This is a genomic window from Xanthomonas sp. NCPPB 4467, assembly GCF_041475665.2.
GTDB classification, from domain to species: Bacteria; Pseudomonadota; Gammaproteobacteria; order Xanthomonadales; family Xanthomonadaceae; genus Xanthomonas; species Xanthomonas dyei.
This window is the reverse complement of record NZ_CM191260.1, coordinates 4,096,282-4,113,124: the sequence shown is the minus strand read 5'-3', so window position 1 is coordinate 4,113,124 and position 16,843 is coordinate 4,096,282. Positions and strand designations below refer to the sequence as shown.

The 16,843-nt window shown below is 66.0% G+C and carries 13 protein-coding genes and 1 other RNA gene; 4 read left to right on the top strand and 10 right to left on the bottom strand.

Going from position 1 to position 16,843, the window contains the following annotated elements; all coding sequences use genetic code 11:
• Window positions 1-477: 477 nt before the first annotated feature.
• From ACCQ06_RS17900 to ACCQ06_RS17860, 9 genes are all read right to left on the bottom strand, one after another.
• Complete coding sequence (locus tag ACCQ06_RS17900) at window positions 478-2,139, bottom strand: FGGY-family carbohydrate kinase (RefSeq protein WP_316688266.1); 1,662 nt, start codon at window positions 2,137-2,139, stop codon at window positions 478-480.
• Between the two features lie 3 nt (window positions 2,140-2,142).
• Entirely contained in the window at window positions 2,143-2,916 is a 774-nt protein-coding gene (locus tag ACCQ06_RS17895) for an SDR family NAD(P)-dependent oxidoreductase (RefSeq protein WP_316688263.1), read from the bottom strand.
• Window positions 2,917-2,992: 76 nt separating this feature from the next.
• Entirely contained in the window at window positions 2,993-4,012 is a 1,020-nt protein-coding gene (locus ACCQ06_RS17890; protein WP_316688262.1) for an ABC transporter ATP-binding protein, read from the bottom strand.
• 25 nt (window positions 4,013-4,037) lie between these two features.
• On the bottom strand, window positions 4,038-4,868 hold the full coding sequence (locus ACCQ06_RS17885; protein WP_316688260.1) for a carbohydrate ABC transporter permease: 831 nt from the start codon (window positions 4,866-4,868) through the stop codon (window positions 4,038-4,040).
• Window position 4,869: 1 nt separating this feature from the next.
• The gene (locus ACCQ06_RS17880; protein WP_316688255.1) at window positions 4,870-5,739 is read right to left on the bottom strand and encodes a carbohydrate ABC transporter permease; all 870 of its coding nucleotides are present in this window, start codon (window positions 5,737-5,739) and stop codon (window positions 4,870-4,872) included.
• A gap of 102 nt (window positions 5,740-5,841) precedes the next feature.
• A complete protein-coding gene (locus ACCQ06_RS17875; RefSeq protein ID WP_228324604.1) occupies window positions 5,842-7,137 on the bottom strand; it encodes a carbohydrate porin in 1,296 nt (431 codons plus the stop codon).
• A 130-nt stretch (window positions 7,138-7,267) separates the two neighbouring features.
• Window positions 7,268-8,611: an ABC transporter substrate-binding protein gene (locus ACCQ06_RS17870; RefSeq protein WP_228324603.1), complete on the bottom strand. Its 1,344-nt coding sequence runs from the start codon at window positions 8,609-8,611 to the stop codon at window positions 7,268-7,270.
• Between the two features lie 184 nt (window positions 8,612-8,795).
• Window positions 8,796-9,749, bottom strand: a complete 954-nt coding sequence (locus ACCQ06_RS17865) for a sugar-binding transcriptional regulator (RefSeq protein WP_104616620.1) — start codon at window positions 9,747-9,749, stop codon at window positions 8,796-8,798.
• A gap of 25 nt (window positions 9,750-9,774) precedes the next feature.
• Window positions 9,775-10,473, bottom strand: coding sequence for an HAD family hydrolase (locus ACCQ06_RS17860; RefSeq protein WP_104616619.1), 699 nt, complete (start codon window positions 10,471-10,473; stop codon window positions 9,775-9,777).
• A 199-nt stretch (window positions 10,474-10,672) separates the two neighbouring features.
• Between ACCQ06_RS17860 and ACCQ06_RS17855 the strand changes: the two genes are divergently transcribed.
• Entirely contained in the window at window positions 10,673-12,844 is a 2,172-nt protein-coding gene (locus tag ACCQ06_RS17855; RefSeq protein WP_104616618.1) for a RelA/SpoT family protein, read from the top strand.
• A gap of 61 nt (window positions 12,845-12,905) precedes the next feature.
• Window positions 12,906-12,982, top strand: a non-coding RNA gene (locus ACCQ06_RS17850) — sX9 sRNA.
• An 84-nt stretch (window positions 12,983-13,066) separates the two neighbouring features.
• Here the strand turns inward: ACCQ06_RS17850 and ACCQ06_RS17845 are convergent.
• Window positions 13,067-13,936 (bottom strand): LysR family transcriptional regulator, encoded by an 870-nt coding sequence (locus ACCQ06_RS17845; protein WP_055848622.1) that lies wholly within the window; start codon window positions 13,934-13,936, stop codon window positions 13,067-13,069.
• A 297-nt stretch (window positions 13,937-14,233) separates the two neighbouring features.
• Between ACCQ06_RS17845 and kdgD the strand changes: the two genes are divergently transcribed.
• Both kdgD and ACCQ06_RS17835 read left to right on the top strand, forming a co-directional pair.
• Window positions 14,234-15,151 (top strand): 5-dehydro-4-deoxyglucarate dehydratase, encoded by a 918-nt coding sequence (kdgD, locus tag ACCQ06_RS17840; RefSeq protein ID WP_316688244.1) that lies wholly within the window; start codon window positions 14,234-14,236, stop codon window positions 15,149-15,151.
• A complete protein-coding gene (locus ACCQ06_RS17835) occupies window positions 15,151-16,731 on the top strand; it encodes an aldehyde dehydrogenase (NADP(+)) (protein ID WP_316688242.1) in 1,581 nt (526 codons plus the stop codon). Before kdgD ends, ACCQ06_RS17835 begins: the two co-directional genes overlap by 1 nt.
• The last annotated feature ends 112 nt before the right edge of the window (window positions 16,732-16,843 follow it).

Sequence of the window (16,843 nt, the reverse complement as noted above, 5' to 3'; positions counted from 1 at the left end):
CGCCTTGTGCGGGCTGTTTGCGTTTTGGGGCCTGTAGCGCGATCAGCAGAATCACGGCGCTTCGATGACGCGTGTCTGGCCGTCACGCGCTGCATCGCCGTGTGCCGCGCATGCCCTCCGGTTCCCGCGCGTCGCAGGCGTTGCCCGACGGCTGCTCGCGACAGCGCGTCGGCAGTTTTCATCGACGTCGATGCGCCGCAGATTCTCGCCGATCGCGTGACGCGTGCTTCAGGCGTCGTCGCCCCATCCCCAGCGGCGCAGCTGCCGGTCCAGTGCGCTCAATCGGCGCGCTGGTCGTCATGCCTTCGCCCACCGCTGCACGCTTCGCCGATCACGCGACGCACCCTTCAAGAGTTGTCTGCCGACACCTGGGCTATCTCGCGTCGCAGGCGACGATGCAGCGCCCCCGGCCGGCGCGCTGGTGGGCATGCCTGCATCAACTGCCGCCAGGCGCTGGTTGATCGCGCGTCGCAGGCATCAATCGTCGTCCGCCGGCAGCTGCGCCATCTCATGACGCAGGCTTCGGTCCAGCGCCTGCATGGCCTGGTAGCCACGTCGCTTCGCGGCATGCAGGCGCGCGATGGGCACCGGCGTCGCGGCAGTGCTCGCGCCCAGGCCGCTCATCGCCGACATGGCTGCCGGCAGATCGGCAAAGCCACCGCTGGCCACTGCGGCCAGCATTGCGCTGCCCAGCAGCACCGGTTCGGCGGTAGCCGCGACCTGCACCGGCACGCCGCACGCATCGGCCATCAGTTGGCGGACCAGGCGACTGTGGCTGGCGCCGCCACTCATGATCACGCTGTCGAACCTCACCCCCTGCGCGCGCAACGCATCGATGATCTCGGCCAGCCCGTAGCCCAGGCCGCAGACGCCGGCCACGTACAGCGCTTCCAGACCTTGCAGGTCGTGGTCGATGGTCAGCCCGGCGATCATGGCGCGGGCGTTGGGGTCGGCATCGGGCGAGCGGTTGCCCAGATAGTCCGGCAGCACATGCAGACCGCGCGCCAGCACAGCGGCCTGGGACGCGCTGCCGACGCGCGCGAGCACGCGTTCTTCCAGCCACTGCAGCACATCCTGGCCTGCGGCGGTGGCCTGTGCGTTGGCGTCGGCATAGTCCGGATGCGAGCGCACCAGGGTGTCGATTGCCACGCCGGCGGCAGATTGGCCGCCCTCGTTGAGCCATAGCCCCGGGACCAGTGCGGAGCCGTAAGGCCCCCAGACCCCGGGCGTGAAGCAGGGGGTCTGGGTGCTGGCCAGCACGCAGGCCGAGGTGCCGAAGATATAGGCCAATCGCGCAGTGATCGGCATCGGCTGGCCATCTGCGGACGGGCTGGCGAGCGTGCCGATGGCACCGGCATGCGCGTCGATCAACGCCGCGCCCACCGCGATGCCGGCACGCAGGCCCAATTCGTCGGCAGCCTGCGCCGAAAGCCCCTGGCCCAGCGCTGTGCCCGGCGGCACGACCTCGCTGCCGATCCGCGCCGCCGCATCGTCCAGCAGGTCGGCCAGGCCGATGCGTTCGAAGTAACGCCGGCTCCAGCCGCCGTCGTGCTGCACGTAGGTCCACTTGCAGGTCACCGTGCACAGCGAGCGGGCGGTGCTGCCGGTGGCGCGCCAGCTCAGCCAGTCGGCCAGATCGAAAAAGTGCGCCGCGCGCGCGTAGCTGTCGGGAAGGTGCTGCTTGAGCCACAGCAGCTTGGGGGTCTGCATTTCCGGCGAAATCTGCCCGCCGACATAGCGCAGCACCGGCTCGTCGGTGGCGTTGATGTGCGCGGCCTGGGCGATGGCGCGGTGGTCCATCCACACGATCACATCGCGGTCGGCCTGGCCGCTGGGGCTGACGCACACCGGCCCGCCGTCGGCGGCCACCGCCACCAGCGAGCAGGTGGCATCGAAGCCGATGCCCGCCACCCGCGCGACGTCCACGCCGGTGTGCGCCAGCGCGGCGCGGATCGCCTGCACGCAGGCCTGCCAGATGTCTGCGGAGGACTGCTCGACCATCTCGCCGGGCAGGTACCAGGTCTGGATGGCATGGCGCGCGGTGCCGAGCAACTGGCCGCGCGCGTCGAACAGCCCGGCGCGCGCGCTGCCGGTGCCCACGTCCACGCCGATATAGATCGCCTCGTTGGTCGGTTGCATGGCTTACCAGCAGGTATAGCCGCCGTCGGCCAGCACGATACTGCCGGTCATCAGGCTGGCGGCAGGAGATGCCAGAAACAGCGCCACCGAGGCGATTTCTTCCACTTCGCCCAGCCGTCCCATCGGCGTGCCGCCGATCCAGGCGTCGTACATCGCCGGGTCTTCCTTGACGAAAGCATTGAGTGGCGTGGCGATATAGGTCGGCGCGACGGCATTGACGCGCACGCCGCGTGCGCCCCATTCGGCGGCCAGCGATTTGGTCAGGTGATGCACGGCTGCCTTGGAGGCGTTGTAGTAGGCCTGCGCCTGCGGTTTGTTGACGATGAAGCCGGACATCGAGCCGACGTTGACGATCACGCCATCGCCGCTTTGCAGCATGTGCCTGCCGAACGCACGGCAGCACCAGAACGTGCCATTGAGGTTGACGTCGATGACATTGAGCCAGTGCTCGTCGGTGACCGTTTCGGCCGGGGTCTGGCTACGGGCGATGCCGGCGTTGTTGACCAGGATGTCCACCTTGCCGAACTGCGCGTTCAATGTATCGGCAACGCTGGTGACGCGTGCCGAATCGGTCACGTCCATCTGCACGATCTGCGCGTCCAGGCCCTTGCTGCGCAGGGTGGCCAGGCCTTGCTCGGCCACAGCGGCATCGTGATCGGCAATGACCACCTTGGCGCCGGCTTCGGCCAGCGCCTCGCAAATCGCCAGGCCGATCGCGCGGCCGCCGCCGGTGACGACCGCCACGCGGCCATCGAGTTTGAACTTGTCCAGATACATCGGCATATCTCCTGCTGGTCTTGATCGTGGGGGAGGAGCGAAAACGGGGGAGGAACGAGGGGGATGGAGCGCGCGCTCAGCGCATGGCCTGTTGCTGCGCGTCGAAGCGGTGCAGATGCTGCGGGTCGGGGACCAAGGTCACCGTTTCGCCGACGTGCACACGCAGATCGCCGGTGCAACGCGCATCGACCGTGCCCACGCCGGGGATCTCCACGTACACGAAGGTGTCGCTGCCCAGATGCTCGGCCTGGATCACGCTGCCCTGCCAGGCATCGCCGGTGCCGGTTGCGGGGCTGCCGCGCTGCACGGCGATGTGCTCCGGGCGCACCCCGAGTGTCACCGCACCATGGCGCGCAGCCACCTCGCCCTGCAGCAGATTCATGCGCGGCGAGCCGATGAAGCCGGCCACGAATACGTTGGCAGGGCGTTCGTACAATTCCAGCGGCGTGCCGACCTGTTCGATGCGTCCGGCCTGCAGCACCACGATCTCGTCGGCCATGGTCATCGCTTCGACCTGGTCGTGGGTGACATACACCGCAGTGGTCTTGAGCTGCTTTTGCAGGCGGGTGACTTCCAGGCGCATCTGCACGCGCAAGGCCGCGTCGAGATTGGAGAGCGGTTCGTCGAACAGAAAGCCCATGGGCTCGCGCACGATGGCGCGGCCGATCGCCACGCGCTGGCGCTGGCCGCCGGACAACTGCCCGGGCTTGCGGTCGAGATACTCGGTGAGGTTGAGCACCGTAGCGGCCTGCGCCACGCGTCGCTCGATCTCGGCACTGGGCACGCGCGCCATCTTCAGGCCGAAGGCAATGTTCTTGCGCACGCTCATGTGCGGATACAGCGCATACGACTGAAACACCATCGACAAGCCACGCTTGGCCGGCGCCAGACCGGTCACGTCCTGGCCGTCGATGAGGATGCGCCCGCCGCTGACGTCTTCCAGCCCGGCGATCAAGCGCAATAGCGTGGTCTTGCCGCAGCCGGAAGGGCCGACGAAGACCACGAACTTGCCGTCGTCGATCTCCAGATCCGCGCCATGGATGACCTGTGTGTCGTCGAAGGATTTGCTGACACCTTGCAGCGTGATGCGTCCCATGAACCACCTATCAAAGTTGAGTGATCTACTTCACCGCGCCGAAGGTGAGCCCGCGCACGAGCTGCTTCTGGCAGAACCAGCCCAGCACCAGGATCGGCGCGATGGCCATCGTCGAGGCGGCCGACAACTTGGCCCAGAACAGGCCTTCCGGACTCGAATACGAGGCGATGAACGCGGTCAACGGCGAGGCCTGCGAGGAGGACAGATTCAACGACCAGAACGCCTCGTTCCAGGCCAGGATCACGTTGAGCAGCAGCGAAGACGCGATGCCGGGAACCGCCATCGGCGCCAGGATGTAGAGGATCTCCTTGCCGATGGTGGCGCCATCCATGCGCGCCGCTTCCAGGATGTCCTTGGGGATGTCCTTGAAGTAGTTGAACAGCATCCAGACCATGATCGGCAGGTTGCTCAGGCACAGCACGATGATCAGGCCCAGTTGCGTATCCAGCAGCCCGGAGTCGCGGTACAGCAGGTAGATCGGCACCAGCACGCCCACCGGCGGCAGCATCTTGGTGGATAGCATCCACAGCAAAATCCCGCGTGTGCGCTTGGTGGGCGAGAACGCCATCGACCACGCGGCAGGGATGGCGATGACCAGCGCGATCAGGGTGGACCCCAGCGAGACCGCCACCGAATTCCAGGCATGCGCGAAGTAGTCGCTGCGTCCTTGCACGGCGACGTAGTTTTCCAGTGTCCAATGGAAGAACACGAAGCTGGGCGGGCTGGAAAACGCATCGACCTCGGTCTTGAAGCTGGTCAGCAGCAGCCACAGGATCGGGAAGAAGATCACGCCGCCGACCCCCCATGCGGCAACCGTGGTGACGAGGATTTGCAACGTGGACGTACGACGTGCCATCTCAGGTCTCCAGGTTCTTGCCGACGATGCGCACCAGGAAGATGGCCGCGATATTGGCCAGTACCACGGCGATCAATCCGCCTGCCGATGCGGCGCCCACGTCGTACTGCAGCAGTGCCTGCGAGTAGATCAGGTACGCCAGGTTGGTGGTCTGCAGGCCGGGCCCGCCGCCGGTGGTGACGTAGATCTCCACGAACACGGTGAGCAGGAAGATGGTTTCGATCAGCACCACGATGGTCAGCGGGCGCGCCAGATGCGGCAGGGTCAGATGGAAGAAGCGGTCGAACGCACCGGCGCCATCCATCAGCGCGGCTTCCTGTTGTTCTTCATCCAACGACTGCAGTGCGGTCAGCAGGATCAGCACCGCAAACGGCAACCATTGCCAGGCCACGATGACGATGATGGAGAACATCGGGTACTGGGTGAACCAGTCGATCGGGGTCAGGCCAATGCTCTGCCATAGCCATGCCAACAGCCCGGACACCGGATGCATCAGCAGGTTCTTCCAGATCAGCGCGCTCACCGTCGGCATCACGAAGAACGGTGCGATCAGCATCAAGCGCACGATGCGACGCCCCACGAACACCTGGTCCAGCAGCAGCGCGATCAACACGCCGAACACCGCCGTGATCGCCAGTACCGAGCCGACCAGCAACAAGGTATTGCCCAGCGAAGAGAGAAACGCCGGGTTGCCCAGGAAGTAGCGGTAATTGCCCAGCCCGACAAAGGTCTGTTCCGGGTTGAGCAGGTTGTAGTTCAACGTGGAAAACCACACCGTCATCGCCAGCGGCACGATCATCCAGGCGAGCAACAGCACGATCGACGGGGCGATCAGGAACCGTGCGAGTTTTTGCGTTTGATGGGTGGCCATCGGCAAGGTCCAGGGTGGAGGCAGGCAGCGCGCCTGCAGTGCATGGCAGTGGCCGGATGCGTCGACGCATGGATACGCGTCGAACGCACCGCCGGTGGGGCGTCAGAAATTCAGGCTGACCTGCAGGCCGAAAATGGTGGCGTTGTCGCCATCCAGTCCACCCGGATGACGGATGTACTGCACGCTGGGCATGACTTCGATCCCGCGGCTGACGGCGATGTTGTAATTGAGCTCGATGGGGTATTCGTAGCGCTGCACGCCAATGGCCGCCGTGCCCGCGGGCAAGCGCTGGTTGTAGCGGGTTTGCGCCGCACGCAAACGATCGCTGAGCGCATTGCGGCCGACGGCCACGCCGATGCGATCGTTCGGTCGCGCAGCGGAAAGTCCTTTCCAGAACCCGCCGATCGCCATAACCTGGCCCACGGTGCTGACCTCGTCGTCGGCGTCGATGACGCTTGCGAACAGCCGCAAGCCGCCCCCGGCGCCATTGCTGGTGACCTGTTGTTCGAAATTGGCGTAGAACGCGCGATCGGTGTCCTGCAGCGCTGCCGGATCGGTGCCGAGGCTGCTCGGCACGCCCGAGCGGGTGTAGACGCGCAGTTGATCGTTGCTGTTGCGGGTCGCACCGATGCGGTAGTCGCCATCGATGCCGTTACCGTAGTCGGGCTTGTACTCCACTTCGGCCACCAGCAGGGTGCCGTGGTCGTCGCCGGAGGTGCCGAGCTTGAGGCCTTGGTCGGTGGATCGGTTCTGCGGGTTGGCATCGTAGCCGCCAACGCGGAAAAACCAGCGTTTGTCCGGGCTGAAAGTGACCACGCCGCCCCAGGCGCTGAGCGGGTCGCCATACCAGTTGTTGCTGATGTAGTTGGACGAGCCGCCGCTGCAGAAGGTCAGGTGCTGGTAGTTGCAGTTGAGCGCAAAGAAATCGGCGCTGGGATACAGGCGGCCGGCTTTCAGCGTCAGCTTGTCGTCGAACAGGCGCTGGGTCAGCGAGAACTGGGTCAGGCGCGTCACATCGCCGCGTCCGAAGATCTGCTGCGACTGCAATAGCGTGGGGATGCCGGCGGTGTTGTTGATCAACTCGCCGTTGCGATTGGTGATCTCCAGTTTGAAATCGGCGCCGGACCAGCCCCACAGCCGTTCCAGATCGAAGTACCCACCCAGAAAGAATTGGTCGGCATAGGCGGTGCGCTCTCGGAGTCCGCCGGAGGTGTTGTGGGCGGTCTGGCTGAAGTGCGCCAGTTTGAACTGGATACCGTCATCGGCCAGTTTGCTGCGCAGGCCGCCCCAGTCGCCGCCGATGTGTTTGTCCGGATCGAAAGCCTGGGCGCTGGCCTGTGTGCAGGCCAGGCCGGCGAGCAACATCGTCAGCGCAGGTGTGGTGTGCCTGATCTTCATCGATTGCCTCGTAGGAAGGTGCGGCGCCGTAACGCCGGAGCATGGCTGTGGCCAGGGGCGGGCCGGGCAGGGTCCCCGGCCCAGCGGACCTGTACTTGGAGCAGCTGATAAAACCTAGCGAGCGCTGCGCTTAGCGCTTGGGGTAGCCGGCCCGCTGCATCTCGCGCTCGGTGGCGGCCTGCGCGTTCTTCAATGCCTCATCCACGCTGATCGAGCCGGTGAGCGCCGCGGAAAACTGCTGGCCCACCGTGGTGCCGATCGACTGGAACTCGGGGATGGCCGCGTACTGCACGCCGACGTAAGGCACCGGCTTGACCGTGGGGTGATGGGTGTCGGCGCCCTGGATGGCGGCCAGCGTCTGCTTGGCGAAGGGGGCGGCCTTGAGATACGCGGCCGTGGCGTACAGCGACTGGCGCGTGCCCGGCGGCACATTGCCCCAGCCTTCCTTGCCGGCCACCAGTTCGGTGTAGTGCTTGCTGGTGGCCCAGGCGATGAATGCCTGCGCCTTGTCGGCCTTTTTCGAACTTGCCGGGATGGCCAGATTCCAGGCCCATAGCCAGCCGGTGGTCTTGCCCTTGCCGGCATCCGGCGCCGCAGCGAAACCGACCTTGTCCGACACCTTCGATTCGCTCGGGTTGCTGATGAACGATGCGGCCACCGTGGCATCGACCCACATCGCGCACTTGCCTGCAGTGAACAGTGCAAGGTTCTCGTTGAAGCCATTGGACGCGGCACCCGGCGGGCCGGCGTCTTTCATGACATCCACATAGGTCTGCAGTGCGGCCTTCCATTCCGGCTGGTCGAACTGCGGTTTCCATTGTTCGTCGAACCAGCGCGCACCGAAGGCATTGCCCATCGAGCTGATCAAGGCCATGTTCTCGCCCCAGCCGGCCTTGCCGCGCAGGCAGATGCCGTAGATGCCGGCCTGCTTGTCGGTCATCTTGCGGGCGGCCTCGGCCACGAAGCTCCACGACGGCTGCGTCGGCATGCTCAGGCCGGCCTTCTGCAGCAGGTCGGTGCGGTACATCAGCATCGAGCCTTCGGCATAGAACGGCGCTGCGTACAGCTGCCCCTTGTGACTGACCGCATCGCGGATCTGCGGGATCAGATCGTCCACCTGATAGTCCGCATCGAAGGTGAGCGGCTTGAGCCAGCCGCGCTCGGCCCAGATCGGCACCTCGTAGGTGCCGATGGTCAGCACATCGAACTGGCCGCCCTTGGTGGCGATGTCGGTGGTGACGCGCTGGCGCAGCACGTTCTCTTCCAGGGTGACCCACTCGAGCTTGATCTGCGGATGGGTGGCGGTGAAATCCGAGGTCAGCTTCTGCATGCGGATCATGTCGCCGTTGTTGACGGTGGCGATGACCAGGGTGTCCTGCTTGGACGCAGCGTCGCTGTTGTTCGCGCCTCCGCCGCATGCCGCCAGTGATGCGCTCAGTGTCGCGCAGATCAGGGTCTTGATCGAAGTGTTCATACCGGTGCCTCAGCTTGAGGTTGGTTGAGCAAATGCCCGTGTGGTGCGCATATGCCCATGACCTCGCCACGCTGTAAAGCACTTTCGATCTTGCAGCGCAGCATCGCAGCGCACGCCAAGGTGCCCGCGCATGCCGGAAAATCTCAGCAATGAACTGCCATCACGCCCGCTGCGATTGCGCCGCTCAGCTGGCGAGCAAGGCCTTGGCAGTGTGCTCGTCGGTGATCAGGCCGTTGAGGATGCGGCCCTTCAGCGCGGCCTTGATCGGGCCAACCTTGGCGTTGCCCACGGCCACGCCGATCGACAGGCTGGTGGCCGGCACCGGATGCGGCACGCTGGTCAAACGCAGGTTGGTGCCTGCATCGATGATGTCGCCGGCTGCGGTAAGCGCCCAGCCGATCACTTCGCCCACCGCGCCCAGCCGGATCAGGTCCAGCAGTTCGGTGCGGCTGATGAAGCCATCCACATGCAGCGGTGCGGTCTGATCGAGCTGGCCGACACCGACCAGGCGCAGATCGGCCTTTGCAGCGATCGCGCGGACCCGGCGCACTGCTTCGATCCCCAGCAGCATTTCGCGTTCTTCCTGCGAGGACAGAAACACCGGCAGCGGCATCGGGTAGTGCTGCGCGCCGGTCAGATCGGCCAGGCGCGCCACTGCGTCGAACGGGCTGGCCGAGCCATCCGGGGAAATGTTGCCGACCAGCGAAACCAGCTGATGATTGCGCGTCTGCATCGCAGGAATGCGCTCCACCGCCGCGCGCATGGCACGGCCGGTGCCGATGCCGATGATGCTCGGACTATCGCTGCGCAAGGTAGATTCCAGCAGCGCTGCCGCGCGTTCGGCGACGCCGGTGACCAGATGCGGGTCGGCCGGATCGGTGGGCGCGACCTCGCAATAGCGCATGCCGAAGCGGTCCTGCAACTGTGCGGCCAGATCCATGCAGGCGGCGATCGGATGTTCCAGCCGGAAGGTGATCAAGCGCTGGCTCAGGCACAACGACACCAGGCGCTGCGCGGTGGCGCGCGAGACCTTGAGCTTGCGCGCGATCTCGTCCTGGGTGTTGCCGGCGATGTAGTACAGCCAGCCCGCTCTGGCTGCGGCATCGAGTCGGCTGGTGTCGTTATCGGGGTTGGCCATCGTCACATCTGTCTGCGTGGAAGTCTCAGCCTAACGTAGTGCCCAGGCGCTTGGTGCCGATGGCGCCCAGTGCGGTGGCGATGGCCGGCATGTCTGCAAACACCTGTGATGCGCCTGCGGTAACGAGCAGCGCGGCGGCCGCAGCGCTTGCGCGGTGATGGCCGCCGCCGGTGAATCCCCACACCTGCATCCCGGCCGCGCATGCGGCCTGCACGCCGCTGGGGCTGTCTTCGATCACCAGGCAGGCCGCGGGCGCCACCTGCATGCGTTCGGCGGCGAGCAGGAATAGGTCCGGCGCAGGCTTGCCGCGCGCGACCAGCTCGGCGGTGTAGATGTGCGCACCGACATGCCCCGCCAGGCCGGTGACCTGCAGGCACAGGCGCACACGCTCAAGATGGCTGGACGAGGCCACGCACCGCGGTGTCTGCACTGCGTCCAGCAGCGCGGCCACGCCAGGGATCGGCTGCAACTCGGTGCCAAAGCGGGCCAGCAATGCGGCATTGAGGTCGCGCTCGAAGGTGTCCGGCAGGGTGCGCCCCAGCGTCTGCACATGCGCGCGCACGCTGCCCAGGCTGCGCCCAAGGAAGTACTGCTGGACCCCGTCGATATCGATGTCCACGCCGTGTTGTTGCAGTGCCTGGGCCAGTACCGCGCACGCCAACGGCTCGCTGTCGACCAGCACGCCGTCGCAGTCGAAGATCAGCAGGTCGGGCGGAGCGTGCATGGGTGGGGTCCCTGGGGCGATACGGGCCGGAGTGTAGCAGTCGGGCAAATATCGCTGCGCTGGGCAAAGTTGCAGGTCTTGCGCCTGTGGCCGCTGCGGCTGGCGTGGAGCGGTCGTGCCGCGCCCGATCACCTGCCGCCAGCGCGTGCGGCGCGCATGCCGCGTTGCCGCAAACCGGCCACTGGCATAGTCTTCGCGCATGAACCCAGGCCCCACTGCCCAGGCGACCGTGGCGACGTCCCCGTCTTCCGACCCGGCCATCCCCGACTACGTCCTGCACCTCGAACGCGCGGCCAGCTACCTTCCCAAGGAGCAGCTGCCGATCCTGCGCCGTGCCTGGGAAGTCGGCGCCATTGCGCATGCCGGCCAGACCCGCAAGTCCGGCGAGCCCTATATCACCCATCCGGTGGCTGTGGCCGGCGTGCTCGCCGAGCTGGGCCTGGACATGGAATCGCTGATCGCCGCGATCCTGCACGACACCATCGAAGACACGCCGCTGACGCGCGAAGAACTGGCGTCCGAATTCGGCGAAGCGGTGGCCGAGCTGGTCGATGGCGTCACCAAGCTGGACAAGCTCAAGTTCCGCGACCGCCAGGAAGCGGCGGCCGAAAGCTTCCGCAAGATGTTGCTGGCGATGTCGCGCGACCTGCGCGTGATCATGATCAAGCTGGCCGACCGCCTGCATAACATGCGCACGCTCGGCGCGCAGAGCACCGAAGCGCGCGGCCGCATCGCGCGCGAAACCCTGGAAATCTACGCGCCCATCGCCCAGCGCCTGGGCATGAGCCTGATCAAGTCCGAGTTGCAGAACCTGGGCTTCCGCGCGTTGTATCCGTGGCGCCACGCCATCATCGAAAAACATATCCGCAGCCAGCCGGTGGTGCGGCGCGAATCGATGGCGCAGGTGGAAGTGCAGCTGTCGCAGCGACTGGCCAAGGAAGGGCTGGAACATCGGCTGGTCAGCCGCATCAAGACGCCCTGGAGCATCTATTCCAAGATGCACGAAGAGAACAAATCCTTCGACCAGGTAATGGACGTGTTCGGCTTCCGGCTGGTGGTGCGCACGGTGGCCGATTGCTATCACGCCCTCGGCGCGGTACATGCCACCTTCAAGCCGCTGGACGGGCGCTTCCGCGATTTCATCGCGATTCCCAAGGCCAATGGCTACCAGTCGCTGCACACAGTGCTGTTCGGCCCTTACGGCTCGCCGATCGAAGTGCAGATCCGCACCGAAGAAATGGACCTGATCGCCGAGCGCGGCGTGGCCGCGCACTGGACCTACAAGGTCGGCTCGACCTCGCCCAACAGTGCGCAGAGCCGTGCGCACGACTGGATCGTGGAGCTGATCGACTCGCAGCGCGCTGCAGGCTCGTCGCTGGAGTTCCTGGACAACGTCAAGGTGGACCTGTTTCCGGACGAGGTCTACCTGTTTACGCCCAAGGGCAAAATCCTGGCGTTGCCGCGCAATTCCACTGCGCTGGATTTTGCCTACGCCGTGCATACCGACGTGGGCAACCGCGCGGTGGCCTCGCGCGTGGACAAGAAGCTGGTGCCCTTGCGCACCAAGCTGGTCAGCGGGCAGGCGGTAGAAATCATCACCGCGCGCTCGGCCACGCCCAAGCCGCAGTGGCTGGAGTTTGTGGTCAGCAGCAAGGCGCGTACCGCGATCCGCCACCAGCTCAAGCAGCTCGAACACGAAGATGCCGTGCAGCTGGGCCATCGCATGCTCGATCGCGCGCTGGAAGCGATGGATTCTTCGCTGGAACGCCTGCCCAAGGGCCGGCTGGATGCCTTCCTCAACGAACACCGTTACCCGCGGCTGGAAGCGCTGCTCGCCGATGTCGCGCTGGGCAACTGGATGCCCACCCAGGCCGCACAGGCCTTGATGGCGTACGCGGAATTGCGCGGCGGCGGGCACTCCAAGCACTCGCACGAAAAGATCCTGATCGACGGCAGCGAGCGCGGCGTGATCAGTTTCGCCAACTGTTGTCAGCCGATTCCCGGCGACGAAATCATGGGCTACCACACCGCCGGCAAGGGCATCGTGGTGCACCGTCTGGATTGCCCCAACCTGGCCGAGCTGCGCAAATCGCCCGAGCGCTGGGTACCGATCGATTGGGATTCCAACGTCACCGGCGACTACGACACCGCGTTGGTGGTGGAAGTGGAAAACCGCACCGGCGTGCTGGCGCAGTTGGCCGCGGCGATTGCGCAAAGCAAATCCAATATCGAACGTGTGGACTACCTGGACCGCGACTTCAATGCGGCGGTGTTGCGCTTCAATATCCAGGTGCGCGACCGCCGCCATCTGGCCGAAGTGATGCGCCGGCTGCGGCGCCTGCATGTGGTGCAGAGCGTGGGGCGCCAGTAAGAGCATCTAACAAACCGACTGTGCTCACCGCCAGGCGGGTGCGGGCGGTGCTCGGTGCGGCATGTACCGCGCGTACTTTCCGGTTCCGAGCGCGCCGTCCACAGCCACGTGACGACTGCTCGTTACGTGGTGTTAGCCGCTCTAGATCGGATCGACGCGTTTGGCAGTGGATGCGCTGCAGCGGCCGTGTGACAGCGCAAGCGCGTTGCCCGGCTCAGGCGATCAGGCGATCAACCGACGCAGCGCAGGGTTGTCGTTGTCCTGCTTCCATACCAGATGCAGCTCCACCGGCGTGGCAGGCGTTTCATCGCGCAGCGGCAGGTACACGATGCCGGCATAACGCAGGCCGCTGGCGCCTTCGGGCACCAGTGCCATGCCCATGCCGCCGCGCACCAGCGCCAACACCGAGTGGATCTGGCTGACGTACTGCACCGAGCGCGGCGCGATGCCGCGCGCACCGAACAACTGCGCCAGCAGATCGTAGAAATAGCGCGCTTCATCGGGTGCGTAATTGACCAGCGGCTGCCCGTCGAAATCCTGCAGGCGCAGGCTGTCGTGTTGCGCCAGTGGGGAGTCTTCCGGCAACGCGGCGATCAGCGGTTCGCGTGCCACGCAGCGGCTGTGCAGACCCTGGCGCTGGATCGGTGGGCGCAGCAGGCCGATATCCAGCCGGCCGGCGTCCAGCGCGTCCAGTTGCGCCAGGCTGACCATCTCCTTGAGTTGCAGGTCCACATCCGGGGCTTGCCTGCGCCACCGCGCGATGGCCTCGGGCAGGAAGCGGTAACTGGCACCGGCGGTGAAGCCCACCGACACGCTGCCGGCATCGCCGGTGCCGATCCGGCGCGCACGTAGCCCGGCATTCTCGGCCATGCGCAAGATCGCGCGCGCTTCGGCCAGCAGACTGCGGCCAGCCTGGGTCAGTCGCACATGCCGGCTGTTGCGCTCCAGCAGCGCGGTGCCGACGCTGTGTTCCAGCAGCTGAATCTGCCGGCTGAGCGGCGGCTGGGTCATGTTCAGGCGCTCGGCCGCGCGCCGGAAGTGCAGTTCGTCGGCGACGGCGACAAAGCAACGCAGTTGCTGCAGATCGAACATGCCGGGAGGGCCTCGCGTTGCAAAACAGGGGAATTGAATGCTGCACCCGCAACATCCCGGCGCGGCCAGCACGAATGAATAGGCCACGCCCGGCCAGAAAGGACGATGGCTTACGCAACCATCCATCATTACGTCGCGTCGAAAAAGCGTTGCAAAGCAGCCATTTGCGGCGCATTACGTCGGTCTGTGATGCGATTGATTCAACTTGTGTATCAAACAATACGTCCTTTGGTTTGGACCAGCAACGATCTGCATTTCTAGGATCAACCGCATCCCCCGCCCAGGAGCGTTTGTCCGATGAGCAGCAGATACACCCCGTCCGAAATGGCCCAAGCGCTTGGCGCCGGGCTGTTGTCGTTTCCGGTGACCCATTTCGATGCCGACCTGGCCTTCGACGAGGCCGCCTACCGCAGCAATCTGGACTGGCTGTCCTCGCATCCGGCCGCCGGCCTGTTTGCGGCGGGCGGCACCGGCGAGCTGTTTTCGCTGACGCTGGACGAAGTGAACCGCGCCGTGCGCTCAGCCGTCACCGAGACTGCCGGCCGCATGCCGGTGATCGCCCCGGCCGGCTATGGCACTGCGATTGCGATCGAGATGGCGCAGGCCGCCGAGCGCAACGATGCCGACGGCATCCTGCTGTTTCCGCCGTACCTCACCGAGTGCGATGCCGACGGCGTGGCCGACCATGTCGAGCGCGTTTGCAAGGCGACCAGCCTGGGCGTGATCGTCTACGGCCGCGCCAACGCCAAGCTCGACGATGTGACACTGGCGCGCGTGGCCGAGCGGTGCCCCAACCTGGTGGGCTACAAGGACGGCATCGGCGATGTGGATCGCATGACCCGCATCTATGCGCGGCTGGGCGACCGGCTGTTGTACGTGGGCGGCCTGCCCACCGCCGAAACCTTCGCGCTGCCGTATCTGGAAATGGGCGTGACCACGTATTCGTCGGCCATCTTCAATTTCCTGCCCGAGTGGGCGCTGGCGTTCTATGCGGCGGTGCGCGCGCGCGACCACGTCACCATCTACCGCGAGCTCAACGACTTCGTGTTGCCGTACACGGTGCTGCGCAATCGTCGCGCCGGGTATGCGGTGTCCATCGTCAAGGCCGGCATGCGCGCGGTCGGCCGCCCGGCCGGTCCGGTACGCACGCCATTGGCTGACCTCAACGAAGACGAATTCGCCCAGCTCAAACAACTGATCGGAGGCCGTCGCTGATGCACACCATCAAGGGCGAATCGCTGATCGGGCAGCGCGGCGTGCGCGGCGCCGGCGCGGAATTTCATGCGGTGGATGCGGCCAGCGGCGCGGCATTGCAGCCGGCGTTCGGCTCGGTGAGCTCACAGGATCTGCAGCAGGCCTGCGCGCTGGCGCAGGCGGCGTTCGACACCTACCGCGAAACGCCGCTGGAAGCGCGCGCGGTTTTTCTGGAAACCATCGCCGAGCAGATTCTGGCGTTGGGCGATGCATTGATCGAACGTGCCATGCACGAAAGCGGCCTGCCGCGCCCGCGTCTGGAAGGCGAGCGCGGACGCACCGTTGGCCAGCTGCGTCTGTTCGCCAACGTGGTGCGCGAAGGCAGCTGGCTGCAGGCCCGCATCGACCCCGCGCTGCCGCAACGCACGCCCTTGCCGCGCGCAGATCTGCGCCAGCGGCATATCGCACTGGGGCCGGTGGCGGTGTTCGGCGCCAGCAATTTCCCGCTCGCATTCTCTGTGGCCGGCGGCGATACCGCGTCGGCATTGGCGGCCGGTTGCCCGGTGGTGGTCAAGGCGCACAGCGCGCATCCGGGCACGTCCGAATTGGTGGGCCGTGCGATCCAGGCGGCGGTGGCGCAGTGCGGGCTGCCCGAAGGCGTGTTCTCGCTGCTGTTCGACGCCGGCATCGAGATCGGCGCGCACCTGGTGGCCGACGCGCGCATCAAGGCGGTGGGTTTCACCGGTTCGCGCGCCGGCGGCATGGCGTTGGTCAAGATCGCTTCCGCACGCCGCGAGCCGATTCCGGTGTATGCGGAGATGAGTGCGATCAACCCGGTGTATCTGCTGCCGCAGGCGCTACAGGCGCGTGCATCCGATCTGGGCAAAGCGTTCGTCGGCTCGCTGACCTTGGGCGCGGGGCAGTTCTGCACCAACCCCGGCTTGCTGCTGGCGATCGATTCGCCGGCGCTGGATGCGTTTATCGCGTCGGCCACGCAAACGCTGCAAGCGGTGTCGCCGGCAGCAATGCTCACCGCAGGCATTGGCCAGGCCTATGCGCAGGGTGTGCAGCGTCTGGCCGCGCATCCGCAGGTCAGCACGCTGGCACGTGGCGCCGCACCGGAAGCGGGTCGCTGCCCGGCCGCATTGTTCGGCACCGACGCCGATGCCTTTCTGGCCGACGAAGCGCTGCAGGCCGAAGTCTTCGGTGCCTCCTCGCTGCTGGTGCGTTGCAAGGACATCGCTCAGCTGCGCGCGCTGAGCGAGCACCTGGAAGGCCAGCTCACCGCCACCTTGCACATGGATGCAGCCGATACCGACCTGGCCGGCGCGTTGCTGCCGGTGCTGGAACGCAAGGCCGGGCGCATCCTGGTCAACGACTGGCCCACCGGTGTGGAGGTCTGCCACGCGGTGGTGCATGGCGGCCCGTTCCCGGCTACCTCCGACAGCCGCAGCACTTCGGTGGGCACGCTGGCGATCGATCGCTTCCTGCGCCCGGTCTGCTACCAGGATCTGCCGGCCGCGCTGCTGCCCGCTGCAGTGGCGCACGGCAACCCGCTCGGGCTGTGGCGACGCGTCGATGGCGCGCTGGGACACGACTGACAACGGCGGCGGCAACGATGCCTGAGGCGTGCCGGAGGAGGGTCCGGTGCGCCATCTGCAGGCGCCACTTGGAGTACCGGAGCGCAGTGCGCTTCCATCGTCATAGGTGAGG